At 47.2% G+C, this 14404-nt stretch carries 23 protein-coding genes; 9 read left to right on the forward strand and 14 right to left on the reverse strand.

Annotation, left to right across the window (positions count from 1 at the left end; genetic code table 11):
* Positions 1–90 precede the first annotated feature (90 nt).
* Both N39L_RS00085 and N39L_RS00090 read left to right on the forward strand, forming a co-directional pair.
* A complete protein-coding gene (locus N39L_RS00085; RefSeq protein ID WP_006615817.1) occupies positions 91–330 on the forward strand; it encodes a type II toxin-antitoxin system HicB family antitoxin in 240 nt (79 codons plus the stop codon).
* The gene (locus N39L_RS00090; RefSeq protein WP_006615816.1) at positions 327–560 is read left to right on the forward strand and encodes a type II toxin-antitoxin system HicA family toxin; all 234 of its coding nucleotides are present in this window, start codon (positions 327–329) and stop codon (positions 558–560) included. The genes N39L_RS00085 and N39L_RS00090 overlap by 4 nt, the downstream gene beginning before the upstream one ends.
* Here N39L_RS00090 and N39L_RS00095 read toward each other — a convergent pair.
* Together N39L_RS00095 and N39L_RS00100 are read right to left on the reverse strand one after the other, a co-directional pair.
* A complete protein-coding gene (locus N39L_RS00095) occupies positions 505–825 on the reverse strand; it encodes a hypothetical protein (RefSeq protein WP_148261833.1) in 321 nt (106 codons plus the stop codon). The two genes, N39L_RS00090 and N39L_RS00095, sit on opposite strands and share 56 nt — an antisense overlap.
* The gene (locus N39L_RS00100) at positions 794–1465 is read right to left on the reverse strand and encodes a hypothetical protein (RefSeq protein WP_014273909.1); all 672 of its coding nucleotides are present in this window, start codon (positions 1463–1465) and stop codon (positions 794–796) included. The genes N39L_RS00095 and N39L_RS00100 overlap by 32 nt, the downstream gene beginning before the upstream one ends.
* On the opposite strand from N39L_RS00100, the gene N39L_RS00105 reads away from it, so the two are divergent.
* The 5 genes from N39L_RS00105 to N39L_RS00125 all read left to right on the forward strand — a co-directional run bounded on the left by N39L_RS00105 (position 1464) and on the right by N39L_RS00125 (position 4062).
* Positions 1464–1643, forward strand: coding sequence for a hypothetical protein (locus tag N39L_RS00105; protein ID WP_148261834.1), 180 nt, complete (start codon positions 1464–1466; stop codon positions 1641–1643). The two genes, N39L_RS00100 and N39L_RS00105, sit on opposite strands and share 2 nt — an antisense overlap.
* Before the next feature lie 48 nt (positions 1644–1691).
* The gene (locus N39L_RS00110; RefSeq protein WP_231852060.1) at positions 1692–2672 is read left to right on the forward strand and encodes a tetratricopeptide repeat protein; all 981 of its coding nucleotides are present in this window, start codon (positions 1692–1694) and stop codon (positions 2670–2672) included.
* A 268-nt stretch (positions 2673–2940) separates the two neighbouring features.
* Positions 2941–3129 (forward strand): hypothetical protein, encoded by a 189-nt coding sequence (locus N39L_RS00115; protein WP_006615925.1) that lies wholly within the window; start codon positions 2941–2943, stop codon positions 3127–3129.
* Between the two features lie 20 nt (positions 3130–3149).
* Positions 3150–3317 (forward strand): hypothetical protein, encoded by a 168-nt coding sequence (locus tag N39L_RS00120; protein ID WP_014273912.1) that lies wholly within the window; start codon positions 3150–3152, stop codon positions 3315–3317.
* Positions 3318–3564: 247 nt separating this feature from the next.
* Positions 3565–4062 carry a hypothetical protein gene (locus N39L_RS00125; RefSeq protein WP_231852061.1) on the forward strand — a complete coding sequence of 166 codons (498 nt, stop codon included), beginning with the start codon at positions 3565–3567 and terminating at the stop codon, positions 4060–4062.
* 188 nt (positions 4063–4250) lie between these two features.
* Here the strand turns inward: N39L_RS00125 and N39L_RS00130 are convergent, their stop codons facing one another.
* A complete protein-coding gene (locus tag N39L_RS00130; RefSeq protein ID WP_014273914.1) occupies positions 4251–4517 on the reverse strand; it encodes a hypothetical protein in 267 nt (88 codons plus the stop codon).
* Positions 4510–4701, reverse strand: coding sequence for a hypothetical protein (locus tag N39L_RS00135; protein ID WP_014273915.1), 192 nt, complete (start codon positions 4699–4701; stop codon positions 4510–4512). The genes N39L_RS00130 and N39L_RS00135 overlap by 8 nt, the downstream gene beginning before the upstream one ends.
* On the opposite strand from N39L_RS00135, the gene N39L_RS00140 reads away from it, so the two are divergent.
* Positions 4694–4972, forward strand: coding sequence for a UPF0175 family protein (locus N39L_RS00140; protein ID WP_006615913.1), 279 nt, complete (start codon positions 4694–4696; stop codon positions 4970–4972). The genes N39L_RS00135 and N39L_RS00140 overlap by 8 nt on opposite strands.
* Positions 4969–5460, forward strand: a complete 492-nt coding sequence (locus tag N39L_RS00145) for a PIN domain-containing protein (protein WP_014273916.1) — start codon at positions 4969–4971, stop codon at positions 5458–5460. The genes N39L_RS00140 and N39L_RS00145 overlap by 4 nt, the downstream gene beginning before the upstream one ends.
* A 143-nt stretch (positions 5461–5603) precedes the next feature.
* Here the strand turns inward: N39L_RS00145 and N39L_RS00150 are convergent, their stop codons facing one another.
* The 10 genes from N39L_RS00150 to N39L_RS00195 all read right to left on the reverse strand — a co-directional run bounded on the left by N39L_RS00150 (position 5604) and on the right by N39L_RS00195 (position 14389).
* Entirely contained in the window at positions 5604–5768 is a 165-nt protein-coding gene (locus tag N39L_RS00150; RefSeq protein WP_158307533.1) for a hypothetical protein, read from the reverse strand.
* Complete coding sequence (locus N39L_RS00155) at positions 5762–6412, reverse strand: hypothetical protein (protein ID WP_035735027.1); 651 nt, start codon at positions 6410–6412, stop codon at positions 5762–5764. Before N39L_RS00155 ends, N39L_RS00150 begins: the two co-directional genes overlap by 7 nt.
* 49 nt (positions 6413–6461) lie before the next feature.
* Positions 6462–6980: a tetratricopeptide repeat protein gene (locus N39L_RS00160; RefSeq protein WP_014273918.1), complete on the reverse strand. Its 519-nt coding sequence runs from the start codon at positions 6978–6980 to the stop codon at positions 6462–6464.
* A gap of 76 nt (positions 6981–7056) precedes the next feature.
* Positions 7057–8145 (reverse strand): phosphonoacetaldehyde reductase, encoded by a 1089-nt coding sequence (locus tag N39L_RS00165; RefSeq protein WP_014273919.1) that lies wholly within the window; start codon positions 8143–8145, stop codon positions 7057–7059.
* Positions 8146–8302: 157 nt separating this feature from the next.
* Positions 8303–9427 carry a phosphonopyruvate decarboxylase gene (gene aepY / locus N39L_RS00170; RefSeq protein WP_014273920.1) on the reverse strand — a complete coding sequence of 375 codons (1125 nt, stop codon included), beginning with the start codon at positions 9425–9427 and terminating at the stop codon, positions 8303–8305.
* An 11-nt stretch (positions 9428–9438) separates the two neighbouring features.
* Positions 9439–10737: a phosphoenolpyruvate mutase gene (aepX, locus tag N39L_RS00175; protein WP_014273921.1), complete on the reverse strand. Its 1299-nt coding sequence runs from the start codon at positions 10735–10737 to the stop codon at positions 9439–9441.
* An 83-nt stretch (positions 10738–10820) separates the two neighbouring features.
* Entirely contained in the window at positions 10821–12446 is a 1626-nt protein-coding gene (locus N39L_RS00180) for a tetratricopeptide repeat protein (protein ID WP_014273922.1), read from the reverse strand.
* 112 nt (positions 12447–12558) lie between these two features.
* The gene (locus N39L_RS00185) at positions 12559–12777 is read right to left on the reverse strand and encodes a hypothetical protein (protein ID WP_162097025.1); all 219 of its coding nucleotides are present in this window, start codon (positions 12775–12777) and stop codon (positions 12559–12561) included.
* 63 nt (positions 12778–12840) lie between these two features.
* The gene (locus N39L_RS00190) at positions 12841–13425 is read right to left on the reverse strand and encodes a hypothetical protein (RefSeq protein WP_043468804.1); all 585 of its coding nucleotides are present in this window, start codon (positions 13423–13425) and stop codon (positions 12841–12843) included.
* Between the two features lie 280 nt (positions 13426–13705).
* Positions 13706–14389, reverse strand: coding sequence for a hypothetical protein (locus N39L_RS00195; protein WP_035735163.1), 684 nt, complete (start codon positions 14387–14389; stop codon positions 13706–13708).
* Between the last annotated feature and the right edge of the window lie 15 nt (positions 14390–14404).

Raw genomic sequence — 14404 nt, forward strand, 5'->3', positions numbered from 1 at the left:
GAAATTTGAGAGGTAAGTTGATGCGGTATATCAAAGAAATTTTCAAAGATGGGTTCTAGATTTGAGGAATGGTGTATGAATGTAAAGTCCATGTCTACTTCAGAACAAAAAATTTATAATTACACGGTGATTTTTGAAAAAGAATCAGAGGGGGGTTATCATGCTTTTTGTCCGGTTTTGAAAGGGTGTCACAGTCAGGGAGATGATTTTGAGGAAGCCTTGGTAAATATCACGGAAGCAATGGAATTATATATTGATAGTTTGCTTGAGGATAAAGAACCGATACCTGAAGAGAATCTGATCATCAAGCCTGTCCAGATCGCCCGATGAGTAATTTTCCGACAGTTAAGGCGAAAGATTTTATCCGAGTCATTAGCAAATTAGGTTATCAATTACACCGACAGAAAGGAAGTCATGTGATTTATAAACACTCATCGGGTCAAAGGGTTGTTGTACCGATCCACCCGGGTAAAGATTTGAAACCTGGAACTTTATCGGGAATGATTAAGGATATTGGATTGGAGAAAAGGGAGTTTTTTGATTTGTTAAATAATCCATAAAAATCGGGGGTGCGATATGTGCTTCGCATACGCTGCGCGATTCTCGTTCCGATACCCTAGGCGATACGTCGCACTTCTGAGAGAGTACGCGATCGCACTTCTGAGACTCTAGGCGATCGCACTTCTGAGACTCTAGGCGATCGCACTTCTGAGACTCTAGGCGATCGCACTTCTGAGAGGCTAGGCGATACTTCTGGCGGGCACGCTGCGCGATCGCCAACTCTGGGGGTAATTTACCATTGGCGGGGACGGAATTTATCATCATTTAAAATCACGACGCTATCTCCTGACTGTGCCAACACAAATAAGCCGCGACGGTAGCCATAGCGGGCGACTTCTTCGGGGACGACCATTCCGGCGACGGCTCCCATGGCCTTAAAATCACGATAAGCGGGCATTAACCGCTTGAATTTTTCGAGTCTTTCCAGGTGTTCGTCGATGTCGGTTTGGCTGAGTTTACTTTTGACTTCGACTAATATGGCTTGGTCGGTGTTGACGACGAGCAAATCAATTTCTAGGGCTTCTCCAAAGCGTTTAACCGAGAGGTCGCCGTGAAATTCATTGACAGCAATTCCCCTTTGTTGAAATAGTTGGACGGCGGCGGGGCGTACCTGCCATTCGACAAATTCTCCGAGACGGTTTCCCAATTTGCCTAATTCCTGGTTGAGTTTTTCATTCTGTTGTTTGATGATTCGTTCGGTTTCCCGGAAGCGGCGATCGCTTTCTTGGGATTGTTCCCGGAAGCGGCGATCGCTTTCTTGGGACTGTTCCCGGAAGCGGCGATCGCTTTCTTGGGATTGTTCCTGGAGGAGTTGCCGGGTTTCTTGAAATTGGCGTTCGGTTTCTTTCTGGGCTTCTGCCAATTCCGCCAGCAGCCTCCAAACATCGTCAGCATTGGTGGTCATGGGGGTTGTCCTCTGGGTTATTTCAATCATCCATTTTAGCCACTTTCCACTATGCGATCGCTTTCTGGTAAGATGCGATCGCAATTCCGAGAATGTAGGCGATACGTCGCACTCCGAGGCTAGGCGATACGTCGCACTCCGAGGCTACGCGATCGCACTTCTGAGAATCGCTCGGTAGATGTTTGTCTAGTTGCGTCAGTCTGGTGATAGGGTATAATGCTGGGATATGTCAGGGGGTGGATGTGTTGGTCAGCTAGTTATGAGGAGTGGTGAGGGAATGAGTGCGGGTGAGTTGCTGAGACAGGCGAATCAGTTGAAACGGTCTGGGAAGTTGGATGAGGCGATCGCTCTTTATCATCAGGCGATTGAGTTAAATCCTAGTTTTGCTTGGACTTATTATGAGCTTGGGGATGCTTTAGTTAAATTTGGAAGGCGTGAAGAGGGGATTGTTCAGTATAATAATGCCGTTAATTTAGATCCCAATTCTGCTTTTTTTAAACAGAATTTAATGCAGATAAAAAATGACAGAAAAATTGAAAATAATAATTCTCTTGATTTGATTTCGACACATTTTTCATTAAAGAAACATCATATAATTATCAGCGGAACTGGAAGGTCAGGGACGACATTTTTAGTTCAACTTTTAACGGATATAGGTCTAGATACAGGTTTTCAAGATACGAATAGTCATGTGTTTAAAAATTGTAATGCAGGGATGGAAAAAGACATCCGTAGCAAAGATGCCCCATACATTATAAAAAGTCCTTGGTTGTGCGATTATATAGACCAAATACTAGAATCAAAAAAATATGTCATAGATTGTGCTTATATTCCGATTAGAGATTTATTTTCGGCAAGTGCAAGTAGAATATATGTCAATCAAAATTCTGACAATCGACACAAACACCCACCTGGAGGGTTGTGGCATACTCATGAACCATCCATGCAAGAATGTTTATTATCACGTCAGTTATATAAATTAATTTATCAGCTAGTCAAGCATGATATCAATTGCGTTTATTTATTTTTTCCACGATTCATATACGACCCTGAATATCTGTACAGAAAACTTGAATTTGTGCTGAAAAATGTTAATTATAATGATTTTTTATGTGCTTTCAATAAAACAGTAAAACCAGAATTAGTTCACCAATTTGAATGGAACTTGCAAAAGACAGCAATCCAAGCTAAAAGTATGATTCAGTGAATATGGAAAAATTTCTCTCAGTTTTTTCTATATATCTAGGCGTAAATTTGCAAATGAATTATTATGGTTAATCATAAGATGAGTGCTGGTCAATTGTTGAAGCAAGCGAATCAGTTGAAGAGATTGGGGAATTTGGATGAGGCGATCGCACTTCTGAGAATGTAGGCGATACGTGCTACGCACACGCTACGCGATCGCACTTCTGAGAATCGCTCGGTAGATGTTTGTCTAGTTGCGTCAGTCTGGTGATAGGGTATAATGCTGGGATATGTCAGGGGGTGGATGTGTTGGTCAGCTAGTTATGAGGAGTGGTGAGGGAATGAGTGCGGGTGAGTTGCTGAGACAGGCGAATCAGTTGAAACGGTCTGGGAAGTTGGATGAAGCGATCGCGCAGCGTCTCGACATGAGAATCGCTTGCTTGGGATTGTTTCCAGAAGCGGCGAAAGATGGGTTCTAGATTTGAGAAATGGTGTATGAATGCAAGGTCATGTCTACTTCAGATTTGAGCATCTTGTCTGTATAATCGAGAGTGCGATCGCACCCACCCTGTTAAACCCCAGCTCTCATGTCCCCATCGGAATTGCTGACGACACCCCTTGTTTCGATCGCATTCAGGGGCTCGGACACGACGCGGAGGGTGTTTGACGTGATTCGGCGGGTGAAGCTGTCTCAACAGAAGCGCGATCGCTCCATTTGTGGTTAAGGCATCGGATCGGGGGAGCGATCGCGTTAAACTGGAGAGCAGTTGAAGTGGGAAAGGCGATCGCTCATGTCCAATTTGGCAATGCCGGCAAGTCGAAGAAAAGTTTATCTCGAAATGGCTTGGCGTCGATGCCGTCCGGGCCGGGGTAGCAGTCTAGCATTTCTCCAATCGCGAACTTGGAATCATCCCGTGACCGATCTCAGAACAATTATTCAAACGCCTTTTGTTATCGTGGGGGGAATTGCCACCCGGCTTTATATGCCCGAACGCATGACAGATGATTTAGATATTTTAATTTGGGCAGAAAATTCTGACCGGATTTATGAAGAATTAGAACAGGCGGGAAGTCAAAGGGTGGGAGCCTTAAATATTGGCGGGAGTACCTGGCGGTTATCGGATGGAACGATTCTAGACGTGCTTGAATTCGAGCAAGCATGGGTTGCCGATGCGATCGCTTATCCCAATTTTTCCCCGGATGGGTTGCCGGTCATTGCATTGCCGTATTTGGTGTTGATGAAGTTGCAAGCGAGCCGTTCTCAAGATCTGGCTGATATTAGCCGGATGTTGGGGGGGGCGGATGAAGAGATGTTAAATTCGGTGCGATCGGTTATCGGAGCCTATCTTTCGGATGCTTTAGAGGATCTGGAAAGTTTGATCGCCCTGGGTCAATTGGAAATGGGGAATTGAACCCAATGCTTCGGAAATGCGATATGTACACACACGCTGCGCGATCGCTTCTATTTTGGGCATCTTGCCTGTATAATCGGGGGCGCGATAGGTCGCACTTCCGAAAGGGTAGGCGATAGGTCGCACTTCCCAGAGAGTACGCGATCGCACTTCCCAGAGAGTAGGCGATAGGTCGCACTTCCCAGAGGCTAGGCGATACTTCTGGCGGGCACGCTGCGCGATCGCACTTCCGAGAGGCTAGGCGATCGCACTTCCGAGACTCTAGGCGATCGCACTTCCGAGAGGCTAGGCGATCGCACTTCCGAGAGGCTAGGCGATCGCACTTCCCAGAGAGTAGGCGATAGGTCGCACTTCTGAGAGGGTAGGCGATACTTCTGGCGGGCACGCTGCGCGAACGCACCAGATATTTCCCCCTGCCACTTCGCCCATATATCATAAAAATTAAAATTAGTCAATCACTGATAACCGAACACTTGATTCCGGCAAACCGGATCTCCGGCGAGACGTGCTTCGCGATCGCTCATACTGTCGCCCGGCCGCCATCTTGCCTGTATAATCAGGAATGCGATCGCGCCACGGACACGCTACGCGATCGCCTAAATTGACCGAGTATTGAATCGGGTTCGGTGAAATGAGCATTTTTGTTGAATTTCCAGAACAGTTGTTGGTGGCTTGTCGGGAAGAACCCGAAGGGTTTAAGCGGCGGGTGATGATTTTGACCTTGGGTCAACTCTATGAAGAGGGTAAAATTTCTTCGGGGGTGGCGGCGGAGATTTTGGGGTGCAGCCGTTTGGAGTTTTATCGTTTGATTGGCGAACGGGGATTTGCCGCGATCGACTACACCGAAGCCGAGTTTGAGGAGGAGGCGAAAACCAGCCGAGAATTGGCCGAGAAATTGAGGGATCGATGAAGTTTGTTGTCAATGCGACACCATTAATTGCTTTGAGTCTGATCGATCGCTTGCAACTGTTACCCCAGTTATTTGATGAGATTTTTATCCCGCCCACCGTATACCGAGAGGTGGCCATTCAGGGGGGCGACCGCCCGGGTCGCGGGGAGATTTTAACTCGAACGGGGGCGGTCGTGCAAGCTCCGGCAGGGACTTCCAGTATTGAACCGTTACTTTTGGGACTCGATGCTGGAGAATTTGAAGTCATTTTGTTGGGTCGGGAACTCCAAGCGGATTGGGTCTTGATTGATGAGCGTTTGGGACGGCGGGTCGCTTTGAGTTTGGGTTTACCTGTGAAGGGCAGTTTGGGGATTTTACTGGCTGCTGTCGGTGCAGATTTAATGACTCGGCAGGAAGCCAGGGAATCGATTTCGGAGTTACTTAAGAATGGCATTCGTTTGAGTTCGCAATTGATTCGGATGTTTGAGTCGGAGTTGGAACGGCTGTGAATGAGTCGGGGTCGCTCCGTTTGTCGTCTCGGCTTTAGACTTGGGAAATGCGATCGCTCCTCGTGTAGCACAGGCATCTTGCCTGTATAATCGGCAGTACGATCGCACTTCTGAGACTCTAGGCGATACGTCGCACTCCGAGGCTAGGCGATAGGTCGCACTTCCCAGAGCCTAGGCGATACTTCTGGCGGGCACGCTGCGCGAACGCACTTCCCAGAGAGTAGGCGATAGGTCGCACTTCCGAGAATGTAGGCGATACTTCTGGCGGGCACGCTACGCGATCGCCAACTCTGGCTGTAATTTACCATTGCCGGGGACGGAATTTATCATCATTTAAAATCACGACGCTATCTCCTGACTGTGCCAACACAAATAAGCCGCGACGGTAGCCATAGCGGGCGACTTCTTCGGGAACCACCATTCCGGCGACGGCTCCCATGGCTTTGACATCACTATAACGGGGCATTAACCGCTTGAATTTTTCGAGTCTTTCCAGGTGTTCGTCGATGTCGGTTTGGCTGAGTTTGCTTTTGACTTCGACTAATATGGCTTGGTCGCTGTTGACCACGAGCAAATCAATTTCTAGGGCTTCTCCAAAGCGTTTAACCGAGAGGTCGCCGTGAAATTCATTGACAGCAATTCCCCTTTTTTGAAATAGTTGGACGGCGGCGGGGCGTACCTGCCATTCGACAAATTCTCCGAGGCGGTTTCCCAATTTGCCTAATTCCTGGTTGAGTTTTTCATTCTGTTGTTTGATTATTCGTTCGGTTTCCCGGAAGCGGCGATCGCTTTCTTGGGATTGTTCCCGGAAGCGGCGATCGCTTTCTTGGGATTGTTCCCGGAAGCGGCGATCGCTTTCTTGGGATTGTTCTTTGAGGAGTCGTTCAGTTTCCTTTTGGGCTTCTATGAGTTCTCCTAGCAGCCTCCAAACATCGTCAGCATTGGTGGTCATGGGGGTTGTCCTCTGGGTGATTTCAATCATCCATTTTAGCCACTTTCCACTATGCGATCGCTTTCTGGTAAGATGCGATCGCTTCCGACCACTCTTCCTGCTGGGCTAAAACCTGTCCTAGGTGAAAATATGACCATTTAGCAGTGGGATTGACGGCTATAGCTTGGCGGAAGGCTGTGACGGCTTCATCCCAACGCCATAACTGGTGCAATGTTTCCCCTAGTTTTTGGTAAGCCCAATAGAAGTCTGGGTTGGGTTCAACTGCTTTGGGATTGAAATCTATGGCTTTACGGAAGCATCTGACGGCTTCCTCCCAACAATCTAACTTGTTCAGTGTTTCTCCTAGTTTTTGGTAAGCCCAATATAGGTTAGGATTTGATTTAATTGCCTTTTTATACGCGACTACAGCTTCTTCTAAACGCCCCAACTGCTCTAAAGCCTCTCCCAGCTTGTAATGAGACCAATGAAAAATTGGATGATGTGCGATCGCCTTCTCGAAAGCATCTACAGCTTCTTCCAGCTTGCCACTCCGCAGCAGTTGATTACCCCTAACTAAATCGCTAACCATATTGTCTGACTCCCAGATTAAAGCTATATATCAATGCAGGAGAGGTTATTGACCTTACCAAAACTGTAGATATTTGTCAAGTTGGCTCAGTCAAGAATGCTTCCACAATATCATCATTCAAGACTCCTTGGAAATTTCCTGCCCGCTCGGGGTGAAACATTTCGGCTTTGAGAGTCAGAATTTGTTCATCGGTGGCGTACTCATGCAAGTGCTGAAATAAATTGAGTTGATTTAACATTTTCTGAATTTGTTGCATTAAGGTTACTTGTTGGAGACAATTACAATTTTTGATGTAATACTCAATAATATTGGGCAATGTGAAGCTACAAGCTAAACCATGAGGAACATCAAAATGGCTGGTTAGGGGATAGGACATCGAATGAGCGATCGCCGTTCGGGTTTGACTAATAGCTAGACCCGCCAACAAACTCGCTTGCTGCATTTGGGCACGGGCTTGGAGATTTTGTGGAGAGTCCAATACCTGTGGCAAACTGTTTAAAGCCAAGTTCAGCCCTTGGGTAGCATAGGCGACACTGATGGGGGTTTGATTGTGATTCCACAATGATTCCAGGCAATGAGAAATAGCATCCAATCCTGTATAAAGGGTTTGCTTGGGGGGTAAGCTCAAAATTAACTCAGGGTCTAGTAAAGCCATCTTAGGAAAGACTTGATCGCCGACAATGGAATACTTTTTGTGGGTAGTTGCATCCCAAACCGTGGCAAATGGTGTAACTTCTGCGCCTGTGCCGGAAGTTGTGGGAATGGCAATCAAAGGCAGTTGACCTTGCCAGTGGTGTTTTTGGCCCTGACGTAGTACCGTATGCAAAGGTCGTTGTAGGGGACTAGGGAGGGTCACAGCTAGGACTTTGGCTGCATCAATGACACTGCCACCACCAACAGCCACCACTCCCTGAATATTAGTCTGGCGATATTGTGTGATCACATCTTCAAGATGGTCTAATTCAGGATTAGGTGTAACCCTGTGGTATACTTCCCAATCTGTCTGGGGTGTTAAGGCTTCGATGTGGGTGGTAAGACCCCGACGGTTAAAGCCATCTGTAGTGACCAGAAGCCATAGTCCTGGGGATAGGAGATCAGGCAGGGTGCTAAGTTGCCCAGCTCCGACCCTAATTTTTACAGGGTTGTAATGATTGTATGTTGGCATCATCATTTATTTTGGTTTCAATGTTCATCAAAATTAAGTCTCTAACTGATGGTTAAAACGCTCAATTTATGGTTAAAAAGTACGCTGCACCATTCTCGATTAAGCTAGTCATATAAGTGGCTTCAGAGCAGTTATTGGGTTCTAGTGATTCTATCTGTTAGCCATCGGTTGCCACTTTCATAAATGCTTGTTTATTTTGCTGTGGACTGCTAGTGGGTCGTCCCAAATTGTCGCGGGAACCGGCTGTAATGCGAATTTCCAGTAATACTGGACCATCGTAGGCAGATAAATCGTTCCAGGCTTGTTTAATGCCAGGTTGATCCGTAGCCTGTCGGTATTGTTGATAGCCACTGGCTAGGGCTACAGCTTTCAAGTCTAGCTGTCCGGCGACTGTGGGCTGGCCGCCAACCGACTCATGGGCGGCATTATTTAAAACAACATGAATCAGGTTTTTTGGTGCTAAACTACCAATAATCGGTACTGCGCCTAAGTGCATAAGTAAGGAGCCATCCCCATCGATACAGACCACCGATTTGCTGGGGTTTCCCAAAGCTACACCTAAAGCAATGGAAGCTGTATGTCCCATACTGCCAACAGTCAGAAAATCCCGTTGAGCTTCACCTCGTTGTTGGCGTAGCTCAAACAGTTCTCGGGAGGTTTTGCCCGTTGTAGATACTACTAAACTATCCCCCACTAGGGTTAAAAGCTCACCCAGGGCAGCTTCTCGCTTGAGGGAAGCTTTAAAAGACGGTGGCCGCTGGCTTTTTTGATAGGGGAAAAATGTGCCTTTCCTTACCAACAGAGCTACTGGGGCGTTGGTAGCTTGGATTTTGGTTAGAGCCTCTTGGATAATTTGCTGAAAATCACTGTGGCCATCTACTATCCAATAGGGAACCCCCAAGAGATCCAGTTGCCCTGGGGTAATGGCCCCTTGTTTAATGTGTTGTGGCTCGTCTTTTACCCCTGGTTCCCCACGCCAACCAATTATCATCACCAAGGGGATTTTGTACACCTGAGGGTCGGTAAGTGAGGTGAGAGGGTTAATGGTGTTCCCTAATCCTGAATTTTGCAAATATACTGCCCCGATTTGCCGGGTGGCTAGGTGATAGCCAGCCACTAGGGCGATCGCATTCCCTTCATTGGCGGTGATAATATGTTCCCCGGGCTGGCTATGGTCGTCTATATAGGCACAGAAGTCTTTGAGTAGGGAATCGGGAACACCGGCAAATAAATGCACGCCGGCTTGGTATAGAGTTGTATAAAAGGCTTGGGGGTCTATCATTTTTTGTAGTTTTACTTAGTTCCTGGAATAAGTTCTAGTATGTCTTTGATAGGCAACATTTGTGGCTCACACTCTTGAGCGCGCTGATGTTTTAAGATAGTTTGAGCGGTATTTACCATAGCTGGGTAAGCACTCCGCAAAAGCTGATTAGCATAGATAACTATGTTTACACCCTGGGCTTGCAGTTCCTCCTCATGACAACTGTTATAACTCGAAGGCACAGCGATCAGGGGTTTACGATTTTCTAAGCGGTTATAGTCTTGGCAAAATGCAAACACTTCATCAGGGGTTTTCTGACGGCTGTGAATCATGATGCCGTCGGCTCCGGCTTTAATGAAGGCTTGGGCTCGTTCTAAGGCATCATCGAGTCCCTTGCCTAAAATCAGGCTTTCGATGCGGGCAATCAACATGAAATCATCTGTGGTTTGGGCTTTTTTGGCTGCACGGATTTTTTGGCAAAAATTTTCGATGCTATCTTGGGTTTGGGGAACTTCCGTGCCGAATAGGGAGTTTTTCTTGAGACCGGTTTTATCTTCGACGATGACAGCGGAGACTCCTAACCTTTCTAGGGTGCGTACAGTGAAGGTAAAATGTTCCGTTTTACCACCAGTGTCCGCATCATAAATTATGGGTTTGGTGGTCACTTCGATGACTTCGTTAAGTGTGGTCATACGGGCAGATACATCAACGGCTTCGATGTCGGGTTTGCCTTTGGCTGTCGAATCTGTTAGGCTACTCGCCCACATCCCATCAAATTCTCGACGACCTTGGGGGGTTTCGATGAAAGTGTTTTCAACGATTAAGCCACTGAGGGCGTTATGGATATCTAGGAATCGCAGGAGTGGTTTGGCTTGCAGCATCCGACGCAGAGATTTCAGGCGTACTTCTGGAGTGGTGCCGATTTCCCGTAGGGCTTTGTTTAGTTGAGTTGAGGAGATACCTTTAGTATAGGGAACTTCGATGAGTTCGCCGCCCCACTCCTCTAGGGTTTCTATGACCCGCTGACGGGTCTCTCGCTGTACCCCTTCTCGCCAATCGTCCCCGTGAATGACGTAATCGGGTTTGATGCTGCGTAGGTTGGGAATATAATCCAGGGTGGTTTGGGGAATGACCTGACTTACTCCTTTGATGTTTTCGATCACTTCTCGCCGCTGCTCAAATGCCATGTAGGGGAGGCGTTTATAGCTGGCGATCGCTTGGTCAGTCAGTAGACCGACGATGACTTCCCCATACTGTTGAGCAGTTTTCAGGATGTTTAAGTGACCGGGATGAACTAGGTCGGCACTCATTCCAACATAGACTTTTTTCATTGATCTCTTCCTCAGTGCTGGGTATGGTTCTTTATTATTGACTTATTCCAAGACAGTATTTGCTCTAGGTGGGCTATTGTGTACTAACTGTTTTGGTCGGTGAAGCAATATTCAGGGAAAGCCTGTTCTATTGCCCTAATTTCTTCCTGATTTTCGTAGGTGTGATGTAAGTAAACATTCTTTTCCGATTCCCAGGGTTTGAAGTACTTGTGTGGTTCATGGGTGGTCAGGTCAAGACCCGCTTTTTGTGCCAGCTCTTGGCGATAAGTGTCTGACAGCACAAACTTTTCAAACTGTACTTTTAACACTTGGTTACTGGTGTTTTTGGTTTTTTCTTCATAGTCAGAAACTAGGCTATGATACTTGGAGTAGTTCTTGGTCTTACTCGTATTACTCTTGATAAACCCACTAGCATCATCTAGATACCCCGTCGATTCTCGTTTCAGAGCCACAAAGTTGGACCTTGGGTCTCTAAATGTGCAGAATACTCTAGTATTCTTGAGACAGTCAACCATTCTGATATTCCCAATATGAATACAGTTGTCCAGCAAAACCACATCATAGTTATGATTGCCAGACTCGCCAGATAGCAAATTGGCAACATCATCAGCAAAAATTTTGAAATTGGCTAGAGTGTCGCCTTTTCCCGCAAGTAATGGAGAGGCGTTACCCATCAGCCTACTGACATTTTCCGAGTAAGTTTTGGCATTTGGACCTAAGCTGAAGTTCCTACCCCCTTTCATATACTTAAATTCCCGTGATGCTGTCATGACTTGACATCCTAAAACCGACCCAAAAAAGAAGTTTAAAAAAGTTGACCAGTAATCGGTTGCTTTCAAAATACAATCATATAGTGTTAGTAGTGATGACTTGCCTTCCAAAAAACGGCTTTCACCCTTAAGCACTTTGATATTCTTGAATTCTCGGAAGTAATCATATAGGGCACCACTGCCACTCCACCCCATGCCTGACACCACTATTTTTTGGACAGTTCTGACGTTGCCTCGCTCAAATATATGACCCTGCTCCCGAGAATCACAGATTTTCTGGAACGCTTGAATCCAATTTGCGGATATCTCTGGTTCTTTAAATAATTCCTGGGCTTGTAAGGCGAACAGTTGTTTAGCCTCCAGAAATTGACTATTTTTTGCGAGTTCAAAACAAGCCTGAAATTTTTGAGAAATCGCATCACTACAGCCCTCCCAGAATTGCTTATGGGCTTCTCCTTTCAATGCTTGTTTTGCGGCTGATTCTGCTTTTAAGAAAAACTGATGAGGGGGTTGGAGTCCTTGTGAAGATAAGTAATATTGAAAGCTGTTTAAGGAACCCTGATAGTCCTTGGCTTCATAGAGAAACTCGGCGTTGATTTTGTGTGCTTCTACCAGAGATACAGATGATATCCGCTTAGGCTGAGAAGTTTTGCCCTTGAGCTGGGCTTGGTGTACTGCCCGAACGAACCCTAAACGAAAGTCACTTTGGTCGGGTTTTAAGACAAAGGCGCGCTGATAGGCGGTAATTGCTTCTTCTAAACGCCCCAACCTTTCTAAAGCCTCCCCCAGTTTGTAGTGAGACCAATGAAAACTAGGATCATGGGCGATCGCTTTCTGATAAGCATCCACAGCTTCTTCTAGCTTACCACTCCGCAGCAGTTGATTACCCCTCACTAAATCGCTGACCAATTCGCTGACTCTCCAGATTACATGATACATAAGGCACAACCCACTGTCCATTTTACCAAAGTGGTAGATATTTGTCAAGTTGCGTTAGTCTCGTGATATGGTATGATACTGGGATATGTCAGGGGGTGGGTGTGTTGGTAAGCTAGTTATGAGGAGTGGTCAAGGAATGAGTGCGGGTGAGTTGCTGAGACAGGCGAATCAGTTGAAACGGTCTGGAAAGTTGGATGAGGCGATCGCAATTCCGAGAGGCTACGGGAATGCACTTCCGAGGCGATAGGCGATACTTCTGGCGGGCACGCTGCGCGATCGCACTTCCGAGAGGGTAGGCGATACGTGCTACGCACACGCTACGCGAACGCACTTCTGAAAGGGTAGGCGATACTTCTGGCGGGCACGCTACGCGATCGCCAACTCTGGGGGTAATTTACCATTGGCGGGGACGGAATTTATCATCATTTAAAATCACGACGCTATCTCCTGACTGTGCCAACACAAATAAGCCGCGACGGTAGCCATAGCGGGCGACTTCTTCGGGAACCACCATTCCGGCGACGGCTCCCATGGCTTTGACATCACTATAACGGGGCATTAACCGCTTGAATTTTTCGAGTCTTTCCAGGTGTTCGTCGATGTCGATTTGGCTGAGTTTGCTTTTGACTTCGACTAATATGGCTTGGTCGCTGTTGACCACGAGCAAATCAATTTCTAGGGCTTCTCCAAAGCGTTTAACCGAGAGGTCGCCGTGAAATTCATTGACAGCAATTCCCCTTTTTTGAAACAGTTGGACGGCGGCGGGGCGTACCTGCCATTCGACAAATTCTCCGAGGCGGTTTCCCAGTTTGCCTAATTCCTGGTTGAGTTTTTCATTCTGTTGTTTGATGATTCGTTCGGTTTCCCGGAAGCGGCGATCGCTTTCTTGGGATTGTTCTTTGAGGAGTCGTTCAGTTTCCTTTTGGGCTTCTATGAGTTCTCCTAGCAGCCTCCAAACATCGTCAGCATTGGTGGTCATGGGGGTTGTCCTCTGGGTGATTTCAATCATCCATTTTAGCCACTTTCCACTATGCGATCGCTTTCTGGTAAGATGCGATCGCACTTCCGAAAGGCTAGGCGATACTTCTGGCGGGCACGCTGCGCGAACGCACTTCCGAGAATGTAGGCGATAGGTCGCACTTCCGAGAGGGTAGGCGATAGGTCGCACTTCCGAGAATGTAGGCGATAGGTCGCACTTCCCAGAGGCTAGGCGATACTTCTGGCGGGCACGCTGCGCGATCGCCAACTCTGGCTGTAATTTACCATTGGCGGGGACGGAATTTATCATCATTTAAAATCACGACGCTATCTCCTGACTGTGCCAACACAAATAAGCCGCGACGGTAGCCATAGCGGGCGACTTCTTCGGGGACGACCATTCCGGCGACGGCTCCCATGGCCTTAAAATCACGATAAGCGGGCATTAACCGCTTGAATTTTTCGAGTCTTTCCAGGTGTTCGTCGATGTCGGTTTGGCTGAGTTTGCTTTTGACTTCGACTAATATGGCTTGGTCGCTGTTGACGACGAGCAAATCAATTTCTAGGGCTTCTCCAAAGCGTTTAACGGAGATATTAGCATGGAATTCATTAACCGCAATTCCCCGCTGCTGAAACAGTTGGACGACGGCGGGGCGTACCTGCCATTCGACAAATTCTCCGAGGCGGTTTCCCAATTTGCCTAATTCCTGGTTGAGTTTTTCATTCTGTTGTTTGATGATTCGTTCGGTTTCCCGGAAGCGGCGTTCGCGCAGCGTCTCGGAACGAGAATCGCTTTCTTCGGACTGTCGCTGGAGGAGTTGCTTGGTTTCCTCGAAGCGGCGATCGGTTTCCCGGAAGCGGTGTTCGGTTTCTTGGGACTGTTCTTTGATGACTCGTTCAGTTTCCTTTTGGGCTTCTATGAGTTCTCCTAGCAGCCTCCAAACATCATCAGCACTGGTGGTCATGGGGGTTCCTCTCAG

This window comes from Limnospira platensis NIES-39 (assembly GCF_026000695.1).
Lineage (GTDB): Bacteria > Cyanobacteriota > Cyanobacteriia > Cyanobacteriales > Microcoleaceae > Limnospira > Limnospira platensis.

Coding starts and splice junctions, on each gene's coding strand:
- N39L_RS00085 (WP_006615817.1), top strand. CDS start 91: ATGTCTACTTCAGAACAAAAAATTTATAATTACACGGTGATTTTTGAA.
- N39L_RS00090 (WP_006615816.1), top strand. CDS start 327: ATGAGTAATTTTCCGACAGTTAAGGCGAAAGATTTTATCCGAGTCATT.
- N39L_RS00095 (WP_148261833.1), bottom strand. CDS start 825: ATGATGATAAATTCCGTCCCCGCCAATGGTAAATTACCCCCAGAGTTG.
- N39L_RS00105 (WP_148261834.1), top strand. CDS start 1,464: ATGGGGGTTGTCCTCTGGGTTATTTCAATCATCCATTTTAGCCACTTT.
- N39L_RS00100 (WP_014273909.1), bottom strand. CDS start 1,465: ATGACCACCAATGCTGACGATGTTTGGAGGCTGCTGGCGGAATTGGCA.
- N39L_RS00110 (WP_231852060.1), top strand. CDS start 1,692: ATGTCAGGGGGTGGATGTGTTGGTCAGCTAGTTATGAGGAGTGGTGAG.
- N39L_RS00115 (WP_006615925.1), top strand. CDS start 2,941: ATGTCAGGGGGTGGATGTGTTGGTCAGCTAGTTATGAGGAGTGGTGAG.
- N39L_RS00120 (WP_014273912.1), top strand. CDS start 3,150: ATGCAAGGTCATGTCTACTTCAGATTTGAGCATCTTGTCTGTATAATC.
- N39L_RS00140 (WP_006615913.1), top strand. CDS start 4,694: ATGAGCATTTTTGTTGAATTTCCAGAACAGTTGTTGGTGGCTTGTCGG.
- N39L_RS00135 (WP_014273915.1), bottom strand. CDS start 4,701: ATGCTCATTTCACCGAACCCGATTCAATACTCGGTCAATTTAGGCGAT.
- N39L_RS00145 (WP_014273916.1), top strand. CDS start 4,969: ATGAAGTTTGTTGTCAATGCGACACCATTAATTGCTTTGAGTCTGATC.
- N39L_RS00150 (WP_158307533.1), bottom strand. CDS start 5,768: ATGGTAAATTACAGCCAGAGTTGGCGATCGCGTAGCGTGCCCGCCAGA.
- N39L_RS00155 (WP_035735027.1), bottom strand. CDS start 6,412: ATGACCACCAATGCTGACGATGTTTGGAGGCTGCTAGGAGAACTCATA.
- N39L_RS00160 (WP_014273918.1), bottom strand. CDS start 6,980: ATGGTTAGCGATTTAGTTAGGGGTAATCAACTGCTGCGGAGTGGCAAG.
- N39L_RS00165 (WP_014273919.1), bottom strand. CDS start 8,145: ATGCCAACATACAATCATTACAACCCTGTAAAAATTAGGGTCGGAGCT.
- aepY (WP_014273920.1), bottom strand. CDS start 9,427: ATGATAGACCCCCAAGCCTTTTATACAACTCTATACCAAGCCGGCGTG.
- aepX (WP_014273921.1), bottom strand. CDS start 10,737: ATGAAAAAAGTCTATGTTGGAATGAGTGCCGACCTAGTTCATCCCGGT.
- N39L_RS00180 (WP_014273922.1), bottom strand. CDS start 12,446: ATGTATCATGTAATCTGGAGAGTCAGCGAATTGGTCAGCGATTTAGTG.
- N39L_RS00190 (WP_043468804.1), bottom strand. CDS start 13,425: ATGACCACCAATGCTGACGATGTTTGGAGGCTGCTAGGAGAACTCATA.
- N39L_RS00195 (WP_035735163.1), bottom strand. CDS start 14,389: ATGACCACCAGTGCTGATGATGTTTGGAGGCTGCTAGGAGAACTCATA.